Raw genomic sequence first — 16,984 nt, 5'->3', positions numbered from 1 at the left:
ACCCAGATTTCAACAGGCCTCAAGCGCATCCACCATTTCCACATGGTCCACCCCCAGCATCGCGTATTCGTTGATCTAACTACCCGAGACTCCAGCCTACGGGCCTATTTGCATTCGTCGGCGATCGACGACTCTGTCGCCTATTAGTTGAAATAGGGTTTCGTGGCGAGCCAGCAGAGGAACAGCCCATGGATGAGAAAAACAGCCCCATTGTTTGCATCTCGGGTGTAGACGAACGAAAGCTCGGCGCCGCTCTAATCGCGGTCCAATCGGCATTTAGTGTCGCGATTGCGGAACTATCGAAGCTTCACAAAGGGAACAGTCCTCAGTGGTTCGAAGACCTGGAGGAGGTGGTAATCGCTAACGCAAAAGGCACAGTCACCGAGGGCATCTCGCTGGATGTCGAGGTGGAAAGCCTCAAATTCGGCATCGACGTCCTTCGGGCGATCTTAGATGTCAGCCGCGTTGAGCTAGGCTTTGCAGCAAAGGAATAACCTTTCGCCCAAACGAGGTCTCGATGCTATTTGGCGCCGGAGATGTTCGATGCACACTCGAACCTTCGCATGAGTACCGCGCTCGTCGCCAAAGTCGCCCGCATCGTCACCAAATGGTACGGTCGTCGGACAAACCAGGAGGTCTTGCCGCAGATGATCGACGATACGACCTATGCATGGCGCACCGGCGTTTTTGAGGCAACGCGCGTTTTCCATGCGGAAGACCCGGGCGGACCAACCTTCATCGGGGGCAATTTGCGCAAGCCGGACTCCCATGGAAGACAATAACTTGTCGGACGCTGGGCGCACGAGACTGAGGGACTCAGCGTTGAAGATGCTGCCGACAAGCTCGGCATTAGCGATGCACCCTGTATAGCGGGCAGCGACCGCCTTGCCATGCTTGAAGATGCCCTGAGCCGACACGCCCACAGTTGATAAAGATGTTGACTCAGTACCGCCGGCCGCTCCTCACCTTCTACCTTGCTGAGCCGCCAGCCATTGCGGCTCGTGGCAAGGATTTTTCGGACTCTTCCCGAGAATATGCACAACGCGACGCAGCGCTTGTCGACCCGCTGTTTCGTGAAGTTCGCGCTCGCCAGGAAATGGTGCGTGCTGAGCCCTTTGTAAGAGTCACCCTTGCGCCGGCAGTCCGAGACCTCCCCGTTCATCTGGTTCGTCGTTTGGAATCGCAATCGATCGATGATCGACCTCCGCCCCTTCGTCGCAGGGATACACATCAAGTGGATTTGACCTGGACAGCGACCGCTCGCGCTGGAGCGCCGAATACCGGCGGCGCATTTCACCGGACGCAATCGACCCTGCCGTCCAAAGAGCGACCGGTTCCATGAAACCCGGGTCTTCATCGATCCGGATTCTTCGCGCCTTCCAACGCGCGATGACCCGCTCGGCTATGTCCCTGTGTGAATCCATTACCACTTCCCTGCCGCCTGCCGCCTACGTGGTTAGATACCAAGCTGGTGGGTTCTTCGCCAGTTCAAACCGTCCAATATGTCACGCCGGCCGCCCGCGATCCGTTTTCAGGAGCTTGTTAGCTGGAGCTACCGAGATCGCAGGACACACTTTCCAGCTCTCTCCCGACCTGATGGTCCCCGTCACCATCTTTTCCGTCCATGAATAAGGTAGGCCGCCCCCGATCAGTCCAGGCGATTTAAGTGCGAGTCCGCTTTTACGTCGCCTTGAGGTCCGTCAGCACCTTGTCAAAAGCATCCTTGACCGGCTTTGAGATTTCCTCCACCGCCCTGCTTGAGAGCACCCGGACTTCCTTGGCGTGCTGCAAACTTGTCTCAACCCGCTTGCGGAAAAAGGTCGACTGCTGTTCGAGGATCTGCGACGGCGAATTCGCGCCCAGCAAAGCTTGCAAATGTGAGAAGCCGGCCTCGGCGTCGGCTTGCAGTGCAGCGATCGTCTTCCACCACAATTCGTTGCCGAACAGACTTGTCGTTTCGAGGATCGGAGGCAGCATTTTCTGTGTCGCTTCAGCGCCGGACGCAAATTTCAAAAAAGCCTCTGTCACCTTCTTGTTCCCCTTTTCAACAGATGCGCCGAACTGATCTGGCACCTTGAGCGGCGATGACGCCGGGTTTTCGATCGTTTCAAAGGATCTTTCGGAAATCTTGGTCATTGCATTTTCCTTCTCTTTGAGTTGGTTGCAAGCTGTGACATCGGGATTGACCCCTTCCGCCGGCGGACTATGCATGGCCGCTTGGTAGAACGCGGATCCGATGACGAACGGTCAGGTGACCTCCGTTCCGTTCGTTTCATGAACCGGCATAATGCAGACTGCTTTCTGCCGCTGTAACCAGGGATCAGCAAACACCATGCCAACTGCTCCGACGCGCCAAGAAGATCATTTCGTTTATCGATGGGCGGGTTGAGGGCAGGTTGATGTGTATTTGACGGAGAGACCGGCGAACAAAACGTTCCAATCACGACAAACCTGACAAAAGTGGCGGATGCCCGACATTTGCGAGAAATGTAAAGCTGGATGATCCACGGCGCTCCGGTGCATAACTGGCGAGCGGGAAGGACACCGCTGCTGACCATCCGGTAGGCGGTAGCTCGACTCACCTTTAGAATGTCGGCGGCCTCGTCGAGGGTTCTCTCACCGCGTTCGGCCCGTTCACCTTCTCGATAGACGGAGATGCCGTGGATGTTGCGAAGACTGCAGACGTGGCTTCGCGTCCAGCTGGCGCCATGCCCTGTCCGCTTGCCGGATCGATTCAAGATCGCTGCGATCGACAAATCGGGCAACTGCCTCGCCAAGTTGCGAACGAGATCGACAACATCAGCCTTAACTGCCCAGCGGGTCTGGCCGATCTTGTTTTTCTTCACCGTCATCCGGGTGTGATCGCCACCCTGCCAATGAATGACGAGCGCCAATGTGTCGTCAACGGTATCGACAATGATTTCTTTGATCAGCAGCCGAATGATCTTTTCGCGTTAGACGCGTCGGGACCTGTCCCATGCCTTACTATAGATCGCTACCGAGCATCATCAATCTTGTACGGTCGTCGGCCGATAAAGCAGGCGTGTTACGGTCGGTCGAGAGCATCTCGAACTGGACCTCGAGATCACGCAATAGGATCAGCTTCTCATTCCAGCGCCGCTCCAGTTCGCCGGCGACCAACCGATTGCCCGGATCGACAGCATCATACTGGCGGCGCGCCCTGGCAGCCTCGTATTGTGCTTGCTTGATTAAGTTCTCGAGTTGCTGTTGATTGTCGCTATGACGCTGCGTGTGCGCCTCCATTGCCCGCAAGGCCGCCTCGATTCCCAGAGGTTGCAATCGCTCGAGCACCTCCTGCGCCACGGCCCGATCGACCCGCATGCCGCCGAACCCGATACAGTTGCCGACCGCCATGGCGCCGAACGTGCCGCGACAAACATATCGCTGCGTATTGCCGCCTTTCCCGGAGTATTGAATGTGCAATCGGCGACCGCAGCGACCGCAACGGAATAGTCAGGCAACAAAGCTTGGCGCGCAGTTCAACGAGTTTGGTTGCCGAAAGGCGCGGCGCAGCTACGATCTCGATCGAACTTGCCGCAGGATCAAACATCCATGCCGGAATTTGAAATGAACCACCGTGTGCCAGAATGAGCAGATAGTGAACGCCTTCGTGCTCATGGCTGCCGGTTACCAAGACGGTTTGGTCAACCAGTGGATGGAAGGGATAGGTGACTGACCGTGCCCCGTCGAAATAATCCATTTTGAAGTAAGCTCTGGCCCATTGAGAGGACCAGAGAATGAAGCGCAACCGTTTCACAGACGAACAGATCATCGGGATTCTGAAGGAGCACGAGACTGGCACGCCGGTCTTGGAGCTTTGCCGCAAACACGGTGTCAGCGATGCCAGCATCTATAAATGGAAAGCGAAGTTCGGCGGCATGGAAGTGTCGGAAGCCAAACGGCTGAAGACGCTGGAGGACGAAAACACAAAGCTGAAGCGGCTTCTGGCAGATGCCATGCTCGACAATGCCGCTTTGAAAGACCTTTTGGGAAAGAAGTGGTGACGCCCGCAGCAAAGCGGCGAGCTGTCGCGCATCTGGTTGATCAACATCAGATGAGCGAACGGCGGGCGTGTAAAGCCATCGGCTATTGTCGGATGACGATCCGTTACGAAACCAGGCGCGGTGACGACCATGACCTTCGCGATCGGATGAAGGCGCTGGCCCATGAACGCCGCCGCTTTGGCTATCGACGTCTTCATGTGCTGCTCAGACGTGAGGGACATCTTGTGAACCACAAGCGGCTCTTCCGGCTCTATCGAGAGGAAAAGCTGGCCGTGCGCAAGCGCGGCGGCCGCAAGCGAGCGATAGGCACACGAGCGCCGATGCTGATCCCGATGGCAGCCAATGATCGCTGGTCGTTGGACTTCGTGTCGGATCAGTTCACCGATGGGCGCAGGTTCCGAGTGCTGACCGTGGTCGATGATTGCACCAGGGAGTGCCTGGCGCTCGTCGCCGATACGTCCCTTTCCGGCCTGCGGGTTGCTCGTGAGTTGGACCGGATCATCGAGGGGCGAGGCAAACCGAAGATGATCGTCAGCGACAATGGCAGTGAGTTCACCAGCAACGCGATCCTGCAATGGACGGATCGGACCAAGGTGGAATGGCACTACATCGCGCCCGGCAAGCCGATCCAGAACGCCTTCATCGAAAGCTTCAATGGGCGGCTGCGAGACGAGTTCCTGAATGAAACGCTCTTCTCGTCACTGGCGTATGCTCGGTCAGCGCTTTCAAACTGGTGCAGCGATTACAACGATCATCGACCGCATTCCGGCCTCGGCTGGCTGACACCGGCCGAGTTCGCCCAGACCATCAACCCGCGACGTGATGCGGTGCTGCGCAGCCGGAATGGCTCCGCACCGCAACCCGCCGCTACCGCCGCAAATACAGCAACCCAAAACCGTCGGAGCGAACTCAAAACTGGATAAAACTTGGGGGCAAGGTCAGTCGGTCCTTACGAACGGGCGCCGATTCAATAAGTTCCGGCCTCCGTTATGGTGAGGCGCGCTTCGGCGATGTCGCGGACGCGCTGCACATGGCCTCGGGCGAGATGGTTCACTTCGACGATGAGATCGCGCAAGGCATATCTGCGACCGCAGTTAATCAGTAGCGGACAATTCTTCCCAGGCAGTTGGTACGGCTCGTCGTGTGCCTATGAGCAAACCCATGGATTGATTGTCATAGAAAGCAGGACTAGAACAACAGCGCTAATGCAGGAGCGCTCGGCATCCGAACGCAGAACAAGATCGCGGCGGAAGCCACGCAAGAGCGTCGTCTGCGAAGAGAAACCAAGCGGCTCGGCAGGTTGCGGCTAACCTCTGACCGAGTCGGCACCACGAAGGAGCCAACCCATCGGGGACAGATCCCCCTCAGCCGCTACATCAACGTGATTTGGAGTTTGGAATGGATCAATTTGCTACCGCCGACAACACCTCCGCAGCCGCTCGTCGCCGCGAAGCCAGGATTGCGAAGGGCTACAGCCTTGAGGACCTGGCCATCGCCACCGGACTTACGGTCGAGGAAATCGCAGCGGCCGAGGAACCCCTTCAGATCGTGCCTCAGCACCACCTCGAGCGCATTGAGCATGTGATCTCATAGCTTCCGTCGCCACCGGCACGCGGTCCCGGTTTAGGGGCCGCAGTCAACCACGGAGGGCGCGGAACGAAAGATCGATGCTCTATGGGACGTCCTAGGCGCATTGATGCTCCGCTTCACGCCGACAGAATGCGCAAACTACTTCAGGGCTGCTGGATATGACCCGGATTGAACAGGATTTGCTCTAGTCGATATTGCGTCCAATTGAAGTGTCATCCGCCATTTTAAGATAACTGCAGAATCACTTAAAGAGAACATGGCACCAATGATCGCACAAACAACCGGTCCGCTTCTGCCAACCGACGCAGTTCCGATTGTCGCGATGTTCTTCTACGATATGGCGCAACTATCTGCTCGGTGGCTTAGGTAAGCCACCGCCGTTCGCGGCTTGTGGCTACTCATCCTGCCGGGCTGCGCTGTCCGTCGCGTCACGCGCCGCACCCAATCGATCGCGATGCTGATGCCAATGCGGAAGCGCTTGGACGCCGCCCGGCACCACACCCCTCCTGTATCACCGCTTCTACAACTTCTCGCGGTTATTCGAAACAGGTCGCGCCATCCAGCTCAGCCTCCTGACCGGCCAGAAGGATGAATCTGATTTGCGTCATAGGGAATCCTTCTCACGGGTCTACCTAAAATCATCCCGCTCTAAGCTTACGCGCACAACTCGCGGTTCAGCATGAACTCGCAACATCTGTTTTCCGGTACGAGGGTCATACCTCGATGCGATCGTCAAGCAGCCCGATCTGTCAAAGCCGCGACTATCTCTTCCAATGCAAATCTTAGGCTATCACTCAGCTTTCGATCTTTTTGCCAAACGACGACGTAGTGATATGTTGCCCCTGGCTGAAATTCGCGGAATGCAACGTCGAATTCAGCATATTCGCTCGCAATAATCTCGTTCGTAATCGAGACGCCGATCCCTGCCATGACATAGCCAATGTCATTGCCATTGGCGTCATATTCCACGGCGATGTCAGGAGCGGTTCCCATATACCGAAGGGCATTGACGCTCATTTGGTGAGAGGCAAATTGCGGGTCGATGTCGATGATCGCCTCACCGGCAAGATCTTCGGCAGTAACAAGCTGCTGTGCCGCAAATCGATGGTTGACCGGGAAAAGACATACGTTGGTGGCTGAGCCGACCGGCATCCAATCAAGAATGCGCTCATCAAGAGGCAATCGGGAGATGCCAAGATCCGAGCGGCCGTTTAACACATGATCTGCAATTTGCTGATAGGTTCCTGTTTTCACCTGAACGGCGTAAGAGCGGCTTCTCTCCCGAAGCCTTTTGACCACTTTCGGCAAGGTCGCGAAGGAGAAAGCGCTTGGCGCCGCGATGCCGATCATTCGCGTATCGTTGCTCCGCAGGAAGTCGATTGACGGTCCGATCCGATCAAGTCCGGCAAACGCCGCGTCGATTGTGCGTAGAAATTCCCATGCCTTGACGGTGGGGATCAACCTGTTGTTTTCCCGGCGGAAGAGTGCGAAGCCGACAGTCTCCTCTAGCTGCTTGATGTTTTGGCTGACCGCCGGCTGGGTTATTCGCAACATCTGCGCTGCGAGCCTTTCCGAGCCGGCGCGCATAACCTCCCGCAATATTTGAAGGTGGCGGATCTTCACTCCGGAGTCGGTGATTTCCATGGCCGGGAATCTCAATCGTGGTCGAGCGACGCGCCTCATAAGTTGCGCTTATTAAAACTTCCTGAATCTTATAAATTGACGGCGGCAAGTCAAAGTATATTTTTGACATACGCCAAACTTATAGCGCTGGTTAAGCTAATAAATCCAATCTACCCTCGGTTAAATCTCGGCAAGCTCTTAGTATACGTCGGGAGAATACCTTTCCGATTTCGGTGCGCTCGCAAGAATATTGGAGACTTGCATTGTACGCATTTGTAGATCAATTTTTATCTGGATTGAAGAACACACTTTTAGTGTTTGCCTTGAGCTGCGCTTTCGGGACCCTATTAGGTTTGCTTATTGCCGTTCTCCGCAACTCGACCCGCAAGTCGGTTTCATCGTGCATGCGGGCCTACACGGGCATCATCCGGGGTGTTCCGGAACTTCTGATCATCCTCCTAACGTATTTCGGCGGAACCGCCCTTTTGAGCGCGATTGCCGGTGGTTACATCGAGATTAATGCATTTGCGGCCGGTGTCGCGGCACTGACCGTCGTGTTCAGTGGGTACGCCGCGGAAATATTCCGTGGTGCGATCAACGCGGTTGCACCAGGCCAACGAGAGGCTGCAGCGGCGCTCGGGCTTTCGAACGCGCAGATTTGGTTTCTGATCATCATTCCCCAGATGATCCCGATCGCTCTGCCGGCATTCTGTAACCTCTGCATCTCCTTGATAAAGGATACATCGCTGATTTCCGTCGTCGGGCTGACGGATGTCATGCGCGTCGCCTATATAGGCGCAGGCTCACTGCGCGCTCCACTCCCCTTCTATCTCGCAGCGTCTGCAATCTACCTCGCCCTCACAAGCCTGTCGCTTCTTTCGTTCCGGTTATTGGAGCGCCGCTATTCGCTCCCGGCGATGAAAGGTTGAGGCAATGAGCATGACCATCGCGCTTGAAGCGTTTCTCACCCTTCCCCGCGGCCTTCTTCTCACTCTGGTTCTGACATTCGCATCGCTTGCCGCAGGCTTCGCCGTCTCGGTCCCGCTCGCCTTCCTACGGGCATCATCAAATCCGTGGGCTTCCGCGCCCGTGCTGGCATATACCTATGCGTTCCGCGGCACGCCACTTCTGGTTCAGCTTTTCCTGATTTACTACGGGATTGGCCAGCTTCCCCTCGTCCGCCAAAGCTTTCTATGGGCCGTGATGCGAGAGCCATTCTGGTGCGCCTTCATTGCTTTCACCCTGAACAGCGCCGCCCATACGACAGAAGTTCTGCGCGGCGGGATCCAGGCGGTCCCGCGTGGGCAGATTGAAGCGGCCAAAGCCTTGGGCCTTTCCCGTTTCCACACTGCCCGTCTTATCGTGTTCCCTTTGACCCTCAGGATCGCTCTTCCCGCCTATGCAAATGAGGTGGTTGGAATGCTGAAGGCAAGCTCCCTTGCAAGCACCATCACGCTGCTTGAGGTGACCGGGCTCGCCCGACAGCTGGTGTCGGAGACATTCGCCCCATACGAGGTCTTCATTGCCGCGGGGGCTTTCTATCTGCTGCTTACCCTCTTGATCACGCAAGGTTTCCAGATGCTGGAGACGCGTTGGACGCCGACGGCAAACCGTCCACCGCCGGCGCAACCTGTACCTCGAAGAGCGAACGGAAAGCCGCCTCTCGCCTCGGCTGAAACTTGACGCCGGCCCACATCCCGGACGCCAACAATCAAACTCAGCAATGAAAGGAACATCGTCGTGAAACGAACACTTCTGCTTGCCCTGTCTCTTGTCGTCTGCGCCAACAACGCGGGAGCAATAGACAGGAAGACACTGAAAATCGCCTCTGAAGGTGCTTCGCCGCCCTGGAATGCCATCACCCCCGAAGGGGAGCTCGCCGGCTTTGACATCGACGTCGGCCGCGATCTTTGCCAGAGGATGAAGTTCGAATGCACTTTCGTGCCTCAGGACTGGGACGGAATCATACCGGCGCTCACAGTTGGGAAGTTCGATGCCATCCTGTCCGGCATGGCGATAACTGAGAAGCGGAAGAAATCGATCGCTTTTTCCAAGCCCTACGCCGGAGGTTTCAACCAACTCGTCATGCGCAAAGATCTCAATCTTCCGCCGACGGATACGTCGGCCGAGCTCGATCTCACAACCATCGACCCTGAAAAGCAGGCAAAGATCGAGGAGCTTCGAGCCGCTCTCAACGGCAGAACTCTAGGCGTATTGCGATCATCGAATTCGGAAGCGGTGCTCAATGAACTGTTCGGAAAGGTCGCGACGATCAGGAGCTACGATTCCCAGGACAACATGCATCTCGATCTCGTAGCTGAGCGCATCGATGGCGGCCTTGCCGACTATTTCACCTGGAAAGCCTTCCTCGACAGCACGGATGGCGGGATTGCAACGCTCTACGGCCCGCAGCTCTCCGGTGGCCTGTGGGGCCCGGGTGTCGGCGTCGGGCTTCGGCAAGACGACGGCGAATTGGTTGCGGCATTCGATAGCGCCATCGAGGCCGCCACGACCGACGGAACCCTGAAGCGGCTGAGCGAGCAATGGTTCAAGATCGATGTTTCGCCGCAGACATCGCACTAGACACTGGCTCTACGACACGCATTCCCCCGAAGCCATAGCGCGTGAGCAGTCGGCAGTCCCAAAGATCGAAGGTAGACCACATGTCCGCACCCTTTTCCATTGCTGTCACCGGCCAGTCGCTCATCCGTCATGATCTTCGAGCGATCGGCGATCCACGGCTCGCTGAGATCGCCGAGATCCTCAAAGCAAGCGATGTTGCCTTCACCAATCTCGAGACGACTATCTATGGTCGTCATGGTGGATGGCCGCTCAAAGGCAGCTATTTCGGCGCTGCAACGCCGGATGTCTTGGCCGCGTTGAAGGAGCTTGGTTTCAATAGCCTGGCTCTGGCAAACAACCATGCTTTCGATCTTGGACCGCCGGGGATCCTCTCGACGCTGGAGGAGGTTGCGGCACACAATTTCCTGCATGCCGGCATCGGCCACAACAAGCATCACGCTTCCACGGCACAGAAAATGACGTTCGGATCCCGAAATGTTGCGCTGATTGCCATGGACGCTGGGCCAGGCCCGTCTTTCATGTACGCCGAGGACGCAACTGAGGGCAGGATAGCAAGGCCCGGCATCAATAGGCTGAAGGTCTCCAGGGTATTCGACCTGGAAACGGGAACATTCAACCTGCTTCGCTCCATTCAAGAGCGTCTTCTAAGTTCGCCCTTGGAGCGCGCGAACTATGCCCAGCCGGAGAATCCGCCTGATCTTCATGGCCAAGACGAAATTGATTTCTATGGAACCGTGTTTCGCAGATCAGATGAGACGGCTCGCCGCATCGTCGTGGACCGGCACAGCGCCTGGGCTCACCTTTCGGCGATCGCGGAAGAAGCGGGCCGCGACACACTCGTCATCGTGTATTTGCATCATCACCATTGGGAGCCGAACTGGCAGCAAGTCCCCGCCTGGGTGCGAGAATTTGCGCACGATTGCGTGAACGCGGGCGCAGGCCTCTTTGTCAGCCATGGCGCTCCGGTCCTTCAAGCGGTCGAGATATATCGGAATACGCCAATTTTCTACGGCCTTGGCAACTTCCTCTTCCATACGGAAAAGGACGAACAGGAATGGAGCCCGCCGGAGGTGTGGAGAAGCGTCATCGCGACCTGCAATTTTGAATCTAGCGGACGGCTGGAGAATATCCGCTTGCGCCCGATTGTGATCGGGGGAACCGAGGCATTATCCAATCCTGCACGCGATCGCCTCCCCTTCCCTGTGCTTGCCGATGGCAGAACGGCGGCAGATATCCTTGACGATCTTGCCGACCGCAGTACCGGTTTTGGCACTGTGCTTGACCGAGAGAAGAACGTCGGCCAGATCGTTTTTTAGATGCGGAATAAACCTGCAGTGCGCGACGAGAACTTTACGAACCGCTGGCCAATTTGCGGCCGCGCTCTTGTTGGTCTTTTCATGGGGAAACGTCCTTGTGTTCTCCCATCTCTTCATCGACAATCGAGCTGACGAGGGCAACGACCCGGCTGCGCACACGCGGAGAAAGGAGCAAAACGTCGTCTATCAGACGCCGTCCCTCCGCCGTGGAAATGTAGGCAATCTTCTCATCGATCTCTGTTATGATTTGCTGGCCCTGAGTGGTTTCGGGATCTGGAAGACCTTCGAAAAACCTCGAAACAGGGATCTTGAGGCAATTGGCAAGCTCGTAGAGCATCGAAGCGCTGACGCGGTTCTTACCGCTTTCATATTTTTGTACCTGCTGCAAACTGACCCCGATGCCGGCGCCGAGATCCCCTAGGGATACATTCGACTGCATTCGGCGGATACGGATTTGCTGTCCGACATGCCGATCAACTGGATGCACCAACTCGCCCGCTAAATTCGACTGTTCGGCTTGCGCAGGCCTCGAAGTCCGGACCTGTGCTGCTGCATAGCGCTTCATGGTGGACACCCCGATGGAGAGTTTCACGCGGTGCGCCCCCGCGGAATAACTCGCTCAACCCACTGATCGGGGAGTTAGAACACCGTGCTAGACGGCCCTGTGGCCTTTAGTTCCGAGGAACCTGGACATACGCCACAGGCTCCTCGACCGAAGGTCAAGGAGTGTGGTGCCGAATCGGCCGACACCAACCGCTAACAGGGGGTTCTACTCCCCAAGGCAGCGCGTACTGCCTCGCTGCCAAAGTTAGTTGAAATCCGCCCGCCGCGCAACCGAATTCTTTACAAGATTCAATAGCTTCGCTTTACGCGCGGACACTTGTCTCAAAAGCGAGAGGTCACGCTTCGGGCGGTAAAGTGGTCAGAAAACCAAAGGAGGTGCGATCAGCGGAACGCCGATTGCGAGGATTGTCTGCCCACTCTCCCGGAGGAATAGGCTACCGCAAGCTCCGCCCATAGGGGGTCCTGGGTGAAGCTGGAAAGGGGCCCGCAAGCGTCGATAATGCTCATCTTGCCGAACTGCCCGAGAAGCGTTTCAATTCCCCCACGGCTAAAAGCATTCAACAGCGAAAATGGCTCGCACGGCGAGGAGATGATGCGATGGCCCCAAACCCCCGGCCGTTCGTCCTTTGACAGTGCGTTGAGAAGCTGTGTGTCACGATGGTTGTTCCTCAACGCCTCGCAGAATGCCCAGCGCATCAACGGATAATAGATCGTATGCCGACTTCCCCCCAGGACACGCACGCCAGGCAGGATCGACGTAACGATGAACATCAGCAGAAGGTTCGGAACGATCCGGCCAGTTCTCAGGGCCTCCACAAGACTTGGCGGCGAGAATTCAACACAGACATCATCTGTCTCCTTCGACCGGAGGACCCTGCCATCCAGCCAAAGTGGAAAAAGCCGCCCTTCAATGCAGCCCCAGAAAAAATGCGTCGAGTTTTTCAGCCAGCCTCGCCAAGCCGTGTCAGCGAGTTGATCGATGAAATGGATGAGGCGCATCGCGAATGCTCGGTCCTCGATCAACGAGGCTCGCAGCCAGGACCGGCCATCGGAAAGGTGGTCCGCGACCAGATCGGCAACGTCGCTATCATCAAGCTGAAGAAAGTCCACCTGGCTCTCAGAATACCGCTTCCAGAGGCAAAGATTTGCCGCTTTGATCGCCTCTGCCGCCGACTGGAATTCGCCAAGAGGCAAAAGGTCTCGCAAGTAGGAAATTGCCTCCGAGTCATCACCGGGCCTGTCGACGTTTTGAAGATGGAATCTGTAGCAGCCGTTTCTGCCAAGAATGCTGTAGGGGATCATTTTGCTGCGCGACAGGCCGAAGACATTGACTGCATCGCCATCGACGTGGAGCCAGGCCGGACCCTTGCGACCGCGTTCTACGAACTTCACTGTCGAGCAAGCGTAGGAGATATAGGATGTCCTGCCATGCGCGCGAAGTCCCATCAGGGAGAACAGATGGGTGTAAAATGCGTCAGGCTCGATCAACAGGTGGAGGTGGGGGCCACACTGCAGCACCGGAGCGACTTCGATTTCGGTTTGAAAGCGCGTCACGGCCCCTGCTGAATAACCCTGACGTTGCGCGACGGCCGCCACGCGTGACCGCAATAGAGACATTGCCTGGCTTCGCGCGACGCACCCCGATTGATCCGATCCAACCGAGAAAGCCGCCTTTGCGTAGTCGTTCAGCGATGCCTGCTCAAACTGACGCAACCAAGGGAATAATTCAAAAATGAGGGCCAACACCTCACCTTTTGAAACCAGGTCGCTATTGGGCGACGTCTCCATCCTCAGACGAACCGGCTTTCCGCCGGCGCTCCCCGATCCATGTTAAAGTAAAAGAAGAGCGCGACGGTCACCATCAGCGCCCCGAAGAGGCCGAAAATCCCCGAAGGTGGAATTGCGTCTCCGATCGTCCCGATGATGCCATACGCAAGAAGCCCTATCGAAACACAGATCGTGTGGATCTGGCTTCGCGCCCGCCCCAACATGTCAATTGAAACGGTCGATTGAACCCGTACATCGATCAGGATCCGCGTGACATTGTAGCAGAAGCCAAGCAACACCAGTTGAACGAGCCCGGACAAAAAGCTCTGGAAAACAGGAAAACCCAACAGAACAATGCCAGCGAGCGCCGACTGGAAGAGGATGCTTTGTCGTCGCGAACGCGCCCTTCTGAGAAGAAGGGTTGAACAGCCCGCAATCGAACCGAGGGCCCAACCTGCCTCGAGATAACCGAACTCTAGCGCCGACCCCTTGAGTTCGCGGGTGACATATGCGGCGCCCAATACACTCACGAGCATGCCCATCGCATAGGTCAACGCATACATGACGGCGATGGTCTTCAGTGGGTGAACGACGAAGGTCGTCGGCAACAGATCCATCCGACGAATGCTCTTTGCCTGCAAATCCGATGGAGAACGAGAAGGCGGCTGGCGGCCGAGCAGTGCCGGCAGCCCCAACAGTGATAGGGCGAAAAAGGCGCCAGGCAAGACCGACGTCAGATTCATCCCGATGGCGTTTAAGCTGTAACCGGTGACGATGGCGGCGATGAGATTGCCCGCCTGCATCGCAATATAAGACGCCGAATTGAATGAAGTGAGGTTCTTAGGACGCACGATGTCTGGAATGATGGCCTGCAGCGCAGTCGAATAGGTTCTGTCGATGAACGCGAAGATGGTCCACGACAGGCAAAGAACACCAAGTGGGTCACCGAACGAGAGACCAATGCCCGTTGAAAATATGAGGATCAACCTGGATAAATCGCAAGCGATACAGACGAAGCGACGATCAAATCGATCAACTAGAACCCCACCAACATTGCTGGTGAGCAACTCAGCGGCACTGCCGAGCGCCAAAAGGATGGCGAGAGCGCTCGTGCTCTTGCTGACATCTGTCGCAACCCATGCCGCCAGCACAAAGTAGACATTGCGGCCGGTGGCCGACGCCAGAACACAGAAGAGATAGATGCCGCGAGAGGCATAATACCCTATGCCGCTGCTTTCTGTCGCGCCCACTTCATCCACACTCCCTACTGGCAGGTTCATGGGGACATGCTATTCTTCTGAACAGCTGGCGGCTTTCATGAATTTGATATTATCTCTCGTCCAGAACCAGCTACTCTTTCCAGAGCGCCCGGTACTCGGCAGGGGAAAATCCCGTCTCTCGGCGAAATCTGGTCGAGAGGTGGCTCCCGCTGGAGTAGCCACAGGCGATGGCGATCTCGGTCACACTGATCGCAGTCGTGCGGAGAAGGTCGGTCACGCGTTCAAGGCGGCGCTGGTTATAGAAGCCATAGGGCGTCGAGCCTTGCGACTGCTTGAAAGCGCGGGAAAAATGCTCGTAGGTCAATCCCGCCTCTTCAGCCAGAGCGCGCACGCTCGGAGGTCGATCGATGTGAGCTTCAATTCGCCCTATCACCCGCTTGAGAACCGTAGGAGACAATCCTCCTCGAGACAATCTGCCAGATGTGCCGGAGCGGCGCTGCAGAAGTCCGAAGATAGCCGCTAGGTGCCCTTCAACGATAAGACTCCCTACGGAATCGTCGTGTGAAAGTTCCCCGGCGATCTGCCGCGCCAAGCATTGGATTGGCAGATCTCTAAATCCAAGCTCCGGACGTAAGGTGCCTACGCGCGGGAGCTTGGTCGTGAGGTTGGAAAAAAAATCCTGCGTCACGGTTATCATAAGATAACAACCCTCAGCATCGCCTTCATCCCAACCGCTCCAATGGCAACCGGGCGGAATGTAAACAAGCGAGCCGTCTGGACGCGGACTGAACTCGACTCTTCGTCCGTCCACAAAATTTTCGCCGGATGCCGCCGTACCCCTTATGTTGAGGAAGATCAGGTGGTCATCCGCGACAACGTCGATAACCTGTCGCCCGAGACTGCGCCGGCGAATGACATCTGCGCGGGCATGGCTCCAATGGCCTTGCTGGTGAAGGGTGATCTCCCCTTGTGACTTCTTCATCCTCTCGGGGTGAATTGATGGAATGATCCCCACTCGACAGCTGCTCCCTTGAAAAACCGGCGTGGTAGCGACCCTACCTCACCCCAAGTTGTCAACAAGCCAGGCTTTAACCTCAGGTCGAATTTCATGTCAATTTCATGAAAACCAATCAAAATCGTGGATGCGAAAACATGATGTTCGCGATCATCTTCTGCCGACATCATCGCTGACGGCACAATCTTTTCGGGATGCGCGATTTCCTCCTGAATCCCAAAAACGCGATGGTGCGAGAGAAAGGCAGGCTTTCGCATGCGTGAATTTGCCGACTTCATTGAGGAGTGCGACCGCGCCCCTCGTCTTAACGAGCTTACTGAGTTTTTTTCGACGACCGCATCCGGTGGGGCCGGAATGCCTATCCGTCCGCCTGAGCTCGATCGCCGCTTGTTCCCAGTGGACATGACGTTCAGGCGCTTTTCAGCCCTTCATCCGCTGCGCCAAGGTCCGTTTGATAAGCACTACTTGAGCAGCATACCCTACCGGCTCGAAGAAGAGTGCCGTTTAGGCAGCGCGATCCTCAAATACGCGCGGGCCAGAAAGGGTCAACTGCAGCTCTACACGCTAGGTACAGCCGAAGGGACGATGGCTCGTGTGATCGGCGAACTTGGTAATGGCAGGATAGAAACACTGTCCTGCAGTCCCAACGTCGAGAACCTCAGAAGCTTCTATGCCTATGGCGTTCCTCCTCACGCCATGTTTTTTCACGGACCATTTCATCATTTGACATCGCAAAGGGTCCAAGAAGACGTGGAGCTCCGAAAGTTTGGCAGCGGTTTCGATATCATCCTCGAGGACACGACTTTCCAGATGTATTCGCCAAATCGCTTCGATCAGATCCGTTTCGTCTCGCAGCATCTCAAGACCAACGGGCTCTTCATGTTCGTCGAGAAGTTCAGGCATGAAGACGACGAGGAATATCGGCGGCGGGAACGCCAGAAGGACCATAGCTTCAAAGCTCGCTTCTTCAGCGCGTCAGATATTCGCGCGAAGGAAGACACGGTGCTGACGCGAATGGATCGAAACGAAGTCACCCTTTCGGAGATGAGCGCAACACTACGCCGGTTCTTTGGACACTCATTCGTCACCTGGAACAGCGGCAATTTCTACACCCTTGTCTCCAGCAACAGTCAGCAGAATCTCGACCTGTTCCTATCGAAGCTGTCCCCACCCGCGATTCCGGCAGAATATGTCTATGCGGACCTTCCTTACCGCCTTTACCCGGAATCCGAAGCAAGGCGGCTATCGGGGCGATCCTGGACCCTTTAGCGGCTCCTCATC

General features: G+C 56.4%; 18 protein-coding genes and 3 pseudogenes. 10 read left to right on the top strand and 11 right to left on the bottom strand.

The window, feature by feature from the left end:
• Positions 1-188: 188 nt before the first annotated feature.
• Positions 189-494 (top strand): hypothetical protein, encoded by a 306-nt coding sequence (locus AMK05_RS26675; RefSeq protein ID WP_004680432.1) that lies wholly within the window; start codon positions 189-191, stop codon positions 492-494.
• 69 nt (positions 495-563) lie between these two features.
• Positions 564-782, top strand: a complete 219-nt coding sequence (locus AMK05_RS26670) for a hypothetical protein (RefSeq protein WP_237352243.1) — start codon at positions 564-566, stop codon at positions 780-782.
• An 898-nt stretch (positions 783-1,680) separates the two neighbouring features.
• Here AMK05_RS26670 and AMK05_RS26660 read toward each other — a convergent pair.
• The 4 genes and pseudogenes from AMK05_RS26660 to AMK05_RS35760 form a co-directional block, all read right to left on the bottom strand.
• On the bottom strand, positions 1,681-2,136 hold the full coding sequence (locus AMK05_RS26660) for a phasin (RefSeq protein WP_064842643.1): 456 nt from the start codon (positions 2,134-2,136) through the stop codon (positions 1,681-1,683).
• Positions 2,133-2,894, bottom strand: coding sequence for a helix-turn-helix domain-containing protein (locus AMK05_RS35765; protein WP_225881192.1), 762 nt, complete (start codon positions 2,892-2,894; stop codon positions 2,133-2,135). Before AMK05_RS35765 ends, AMK05_RS26660 begins: the two co-directional genes overlap by 4 nt.
• A 91-nt stretch (positions 2,895-2,985) precedes the next feature.
• The gene (locus AMK05_RS26650; RefSeq protein WP_011053402.1) at positions 2,986-3,444 is read right to left on the bottom strand and encodes a hypothetical protein; all 459 of its coding nucleotides are present in this window, start codon (positions 3,442-3,444) and stop codon (positions 2,986-2,988) included.
• A 136-nt stretch (positions 3,445-3,580) separates the two neighbouring features.
• Positions 3,581-3,721, bottom strand: a pseudogene (locus tag AMK05_RS35760) (hypothetical protein); the annotation flags it as partial.
• Positions 3,722-3,758: 37 nt separating this feature from the next.
• Between AMK05_RS35760 and AMK05_RS26640 the strand changes: the two are divergent.
• From AMK05_RS26640 to AMK05_RS34850, 3 genes and pseudogenes are all read left to right on the top strand, one after another.
• Positions 3,759-4,948 (top strand): IS3 family transposase gene (locus AMK05_RS26640; RefSeq protein ID WP_094447650.1). Its coding sequence is split into 2 segments (ribosomal slippage): positions 3,759-4,008 and positions 4,008-4,948, totalling 1,191 coding nucleotides; the frame shifts between segments, so codons are not numbered across the junction.
• A 475-nt stretch (positions 4,949-5,423) separates the two neighbouring features.
• Positions 5,424-5,618, top strand: coding sequence for a hypothetical protein (locus AMK05_RS33825; protein ID WP_010068053.1), 195 nt, complete (start codon positions 5,424-5,426; stop codon positions 5,616-5,618).
• Positions 5,619-5,676: 58 nt separating this feature from the next.
• Positions 5,677-5,787: pseudogene (locus tag AMK05_RS34850) on the top strand (IS630 family transposase); the annotation flags it as partial.
• Positions 5,788-5,996: 209 nt separating this feature from the next.
• On the opposite strand, the pseudogene AMK05_RS35755 reads toward AMK05_RS34850, so the two are convergent.
• Together AMK05_RS35755 and AMK05_RS26630 are read right to left on the bottom strand one after the other, a co-directional pair.
• Positions 5,997-6,174, bottom strand: a pseudogene (locus tag AMK05_RS35755) (IS630 family transposase); the annotation flags it as partial.
• A gap of 173 nt (positions 6,175-6,347) precedes the next feature.
• A complete protein-coding gene (locus AMK05_RS26630; RefSeq protein ID WP_064842637.1) occupies positions 6,348-7,259 on the bottom strand; it encodes a LysR family transcriptional regulator in 912 nt (303 codons plus the stop codon).
• A 242-nt stretch (positions 7,260-7,501) separates the two neighbouring features.
• On the opposite strand from AMK05_RS26630, the gene AMK05_RS26625 reads away from it, so the two are divergent.
• From AMK05_RS26625 to AMK05_RS26610, 4 genes are all read left to right on the top strand, one after another.
• Positions 7,502-8,167, top strand: coding sequence for an ABC transporter permease subunit (locus AMK05_RS26625; protein WP_016737469.1), 666 nt, complete (start codon positions 7,502-7,504; stop codon positions 8,165-8,167).
• A gap of 4 nt (positions 8,168-8,171) precedes the next feature.
• Positions 8,172-8,921 carry an ABC transporter permease gene (locus AMK05_RS26620; protein ID WP_016737468.1) on the top strand — a complete coding sequence of 250 codons (750 nt, stop codon included), beginning with the start codon at positions 8,172-8,174 and terminating at the stop codon, positions 8,919-8,921.
• A gap of 57 nt (positions 8,922-8,978) precedes the next feature.
• Positions 8,979-9,821 (top strand): transporter substrate-binding domain-containing protein, encoded by an 843-nt coding sequence (locus tag AMK05_RS26615; protein ID WP_064842634.1) that lies wholly within the window; start codon positions 8,979-8,981, stop codon positions 9,819-9,821.
• An 80-nt stretch (positions 9,822-9,901) separates the two neighbouring features.
• Positions 9,902-11,137 carry a CapA family protein gene (locus AMK05_RS26610; protein ID WP_064842632.1) on the top strand — a complete coding sequence of 412 codons (1,236 nt, stop codon included), beginning with the start codon at positions 9,902-9,904 and terminating at the stop codon, positions 11,135-11,137.
• A 79-nt stretch (positions 11,138-11,216) separates the two neighbouring features.
• Here the strand turns inward: AMK05_RS26610 and AMK05_RS26605 are convergent, their stop codons facing one another.
• The 5 genes from AMK05_RS26605 to AMK05_RS26585 all read right to left on the bottom strand — a co-directional run bounded on the left by AMK05_RS26605 (position 11,217) and on the right by AMK05_RS26585 (position 15,960).
• Positions 11,217-11,702: a helix-turn-helix domain-containing protein gene (locus AMK05_RS26605; protein WP_064842629.1), complete on the bottom strand. Its 486-nt coding sequence runs from the start codon at positions 11,700-11,702 to the stop codon at positions 11,217-11,219.
• Between the two features lie 380 nt (positions 11,703-12,082).
• Positions 12,083-13,489 carry a hypothetical protein gene (locus tag AMK05_RS26600; protein WP_064842626.1) on the bottom strand — a complete coding sequence of 469 codons (1,407 nt, stop codon included), beginning with the start codon at positions 13,487-13,489 and terminating at the stop codon, positions 12,083-12,085.
• Positions 13,490-13,491: 2 nt separating this feature from the next.
• Positions 13,492-14,748, bottom strand: coding sequence for an MFS transporter (locus AMK05_RS26595; RefSeq protein ID WP_064842624.1), 1,257 nt, complete (start codon positions 14,746-14,748; stop codon positions 13,492-13,494).
• A 70-nt stretch (positions 14,749-14,818) separates the two neighbouring features.
• Entirely contained in the window at positions 14,819-15,670 is an 852-nt protein-coding gene (locus AMK05_RS26590) for a helix-turn-helix domain-containing protein (protein WP_237352260.1), read from the bottom strand.
• Positions 15,667-15,960 (bottom strand): hypothetical protein, encoded by a 294-nt coding sequence (locus AMK05_RS26585; RefSeq protein WP_054185335.1) that lies wholly within the window; start codon positions 15,958-15,960, stop codon positions 15,667-15,669. Before AMK05_RS26585 ends, AMK05_RS26590 begins: the two co-directional genes overlap by 4 nt.
• On the opposite strand from AMK05_RS26585, the gene AMK05_RS26580 reads away from it, so the two are divergent.
• Positions 15,959-16,972 (top strand): class I SAM-dependent methyltransferase, encoded by a 1,014-nt coding sequence (locus AMK05_RS26580; RefSeq protein ID WP_064842619.1) that lies wholly within the window; start codon positions 15,959-15,961, stop codon positions 16,970-16,972. The two genes, AMK05_RS26585 and AMK05_RS26580, sit on opposite strands and share 2 nt — an antisense overlap.
• Positions 16,973-16,984 lie beyond the last annotated feature (12 nt).

The sequence above is a fragment of the Rhizobium sp. N324 genome, from assembly GCF_001664485.1.
Lineage (GTDB): Bacteria > Pseudomonadota > Alphaproteobacteria > Rhizobiales > Rhizobiaceae > Rhizobium.
The sequence above is the reverse complement of the archived record's forward strand: the minus strand, read 5'-3'. Positions and strand labels throughout refer to the sequence as shown.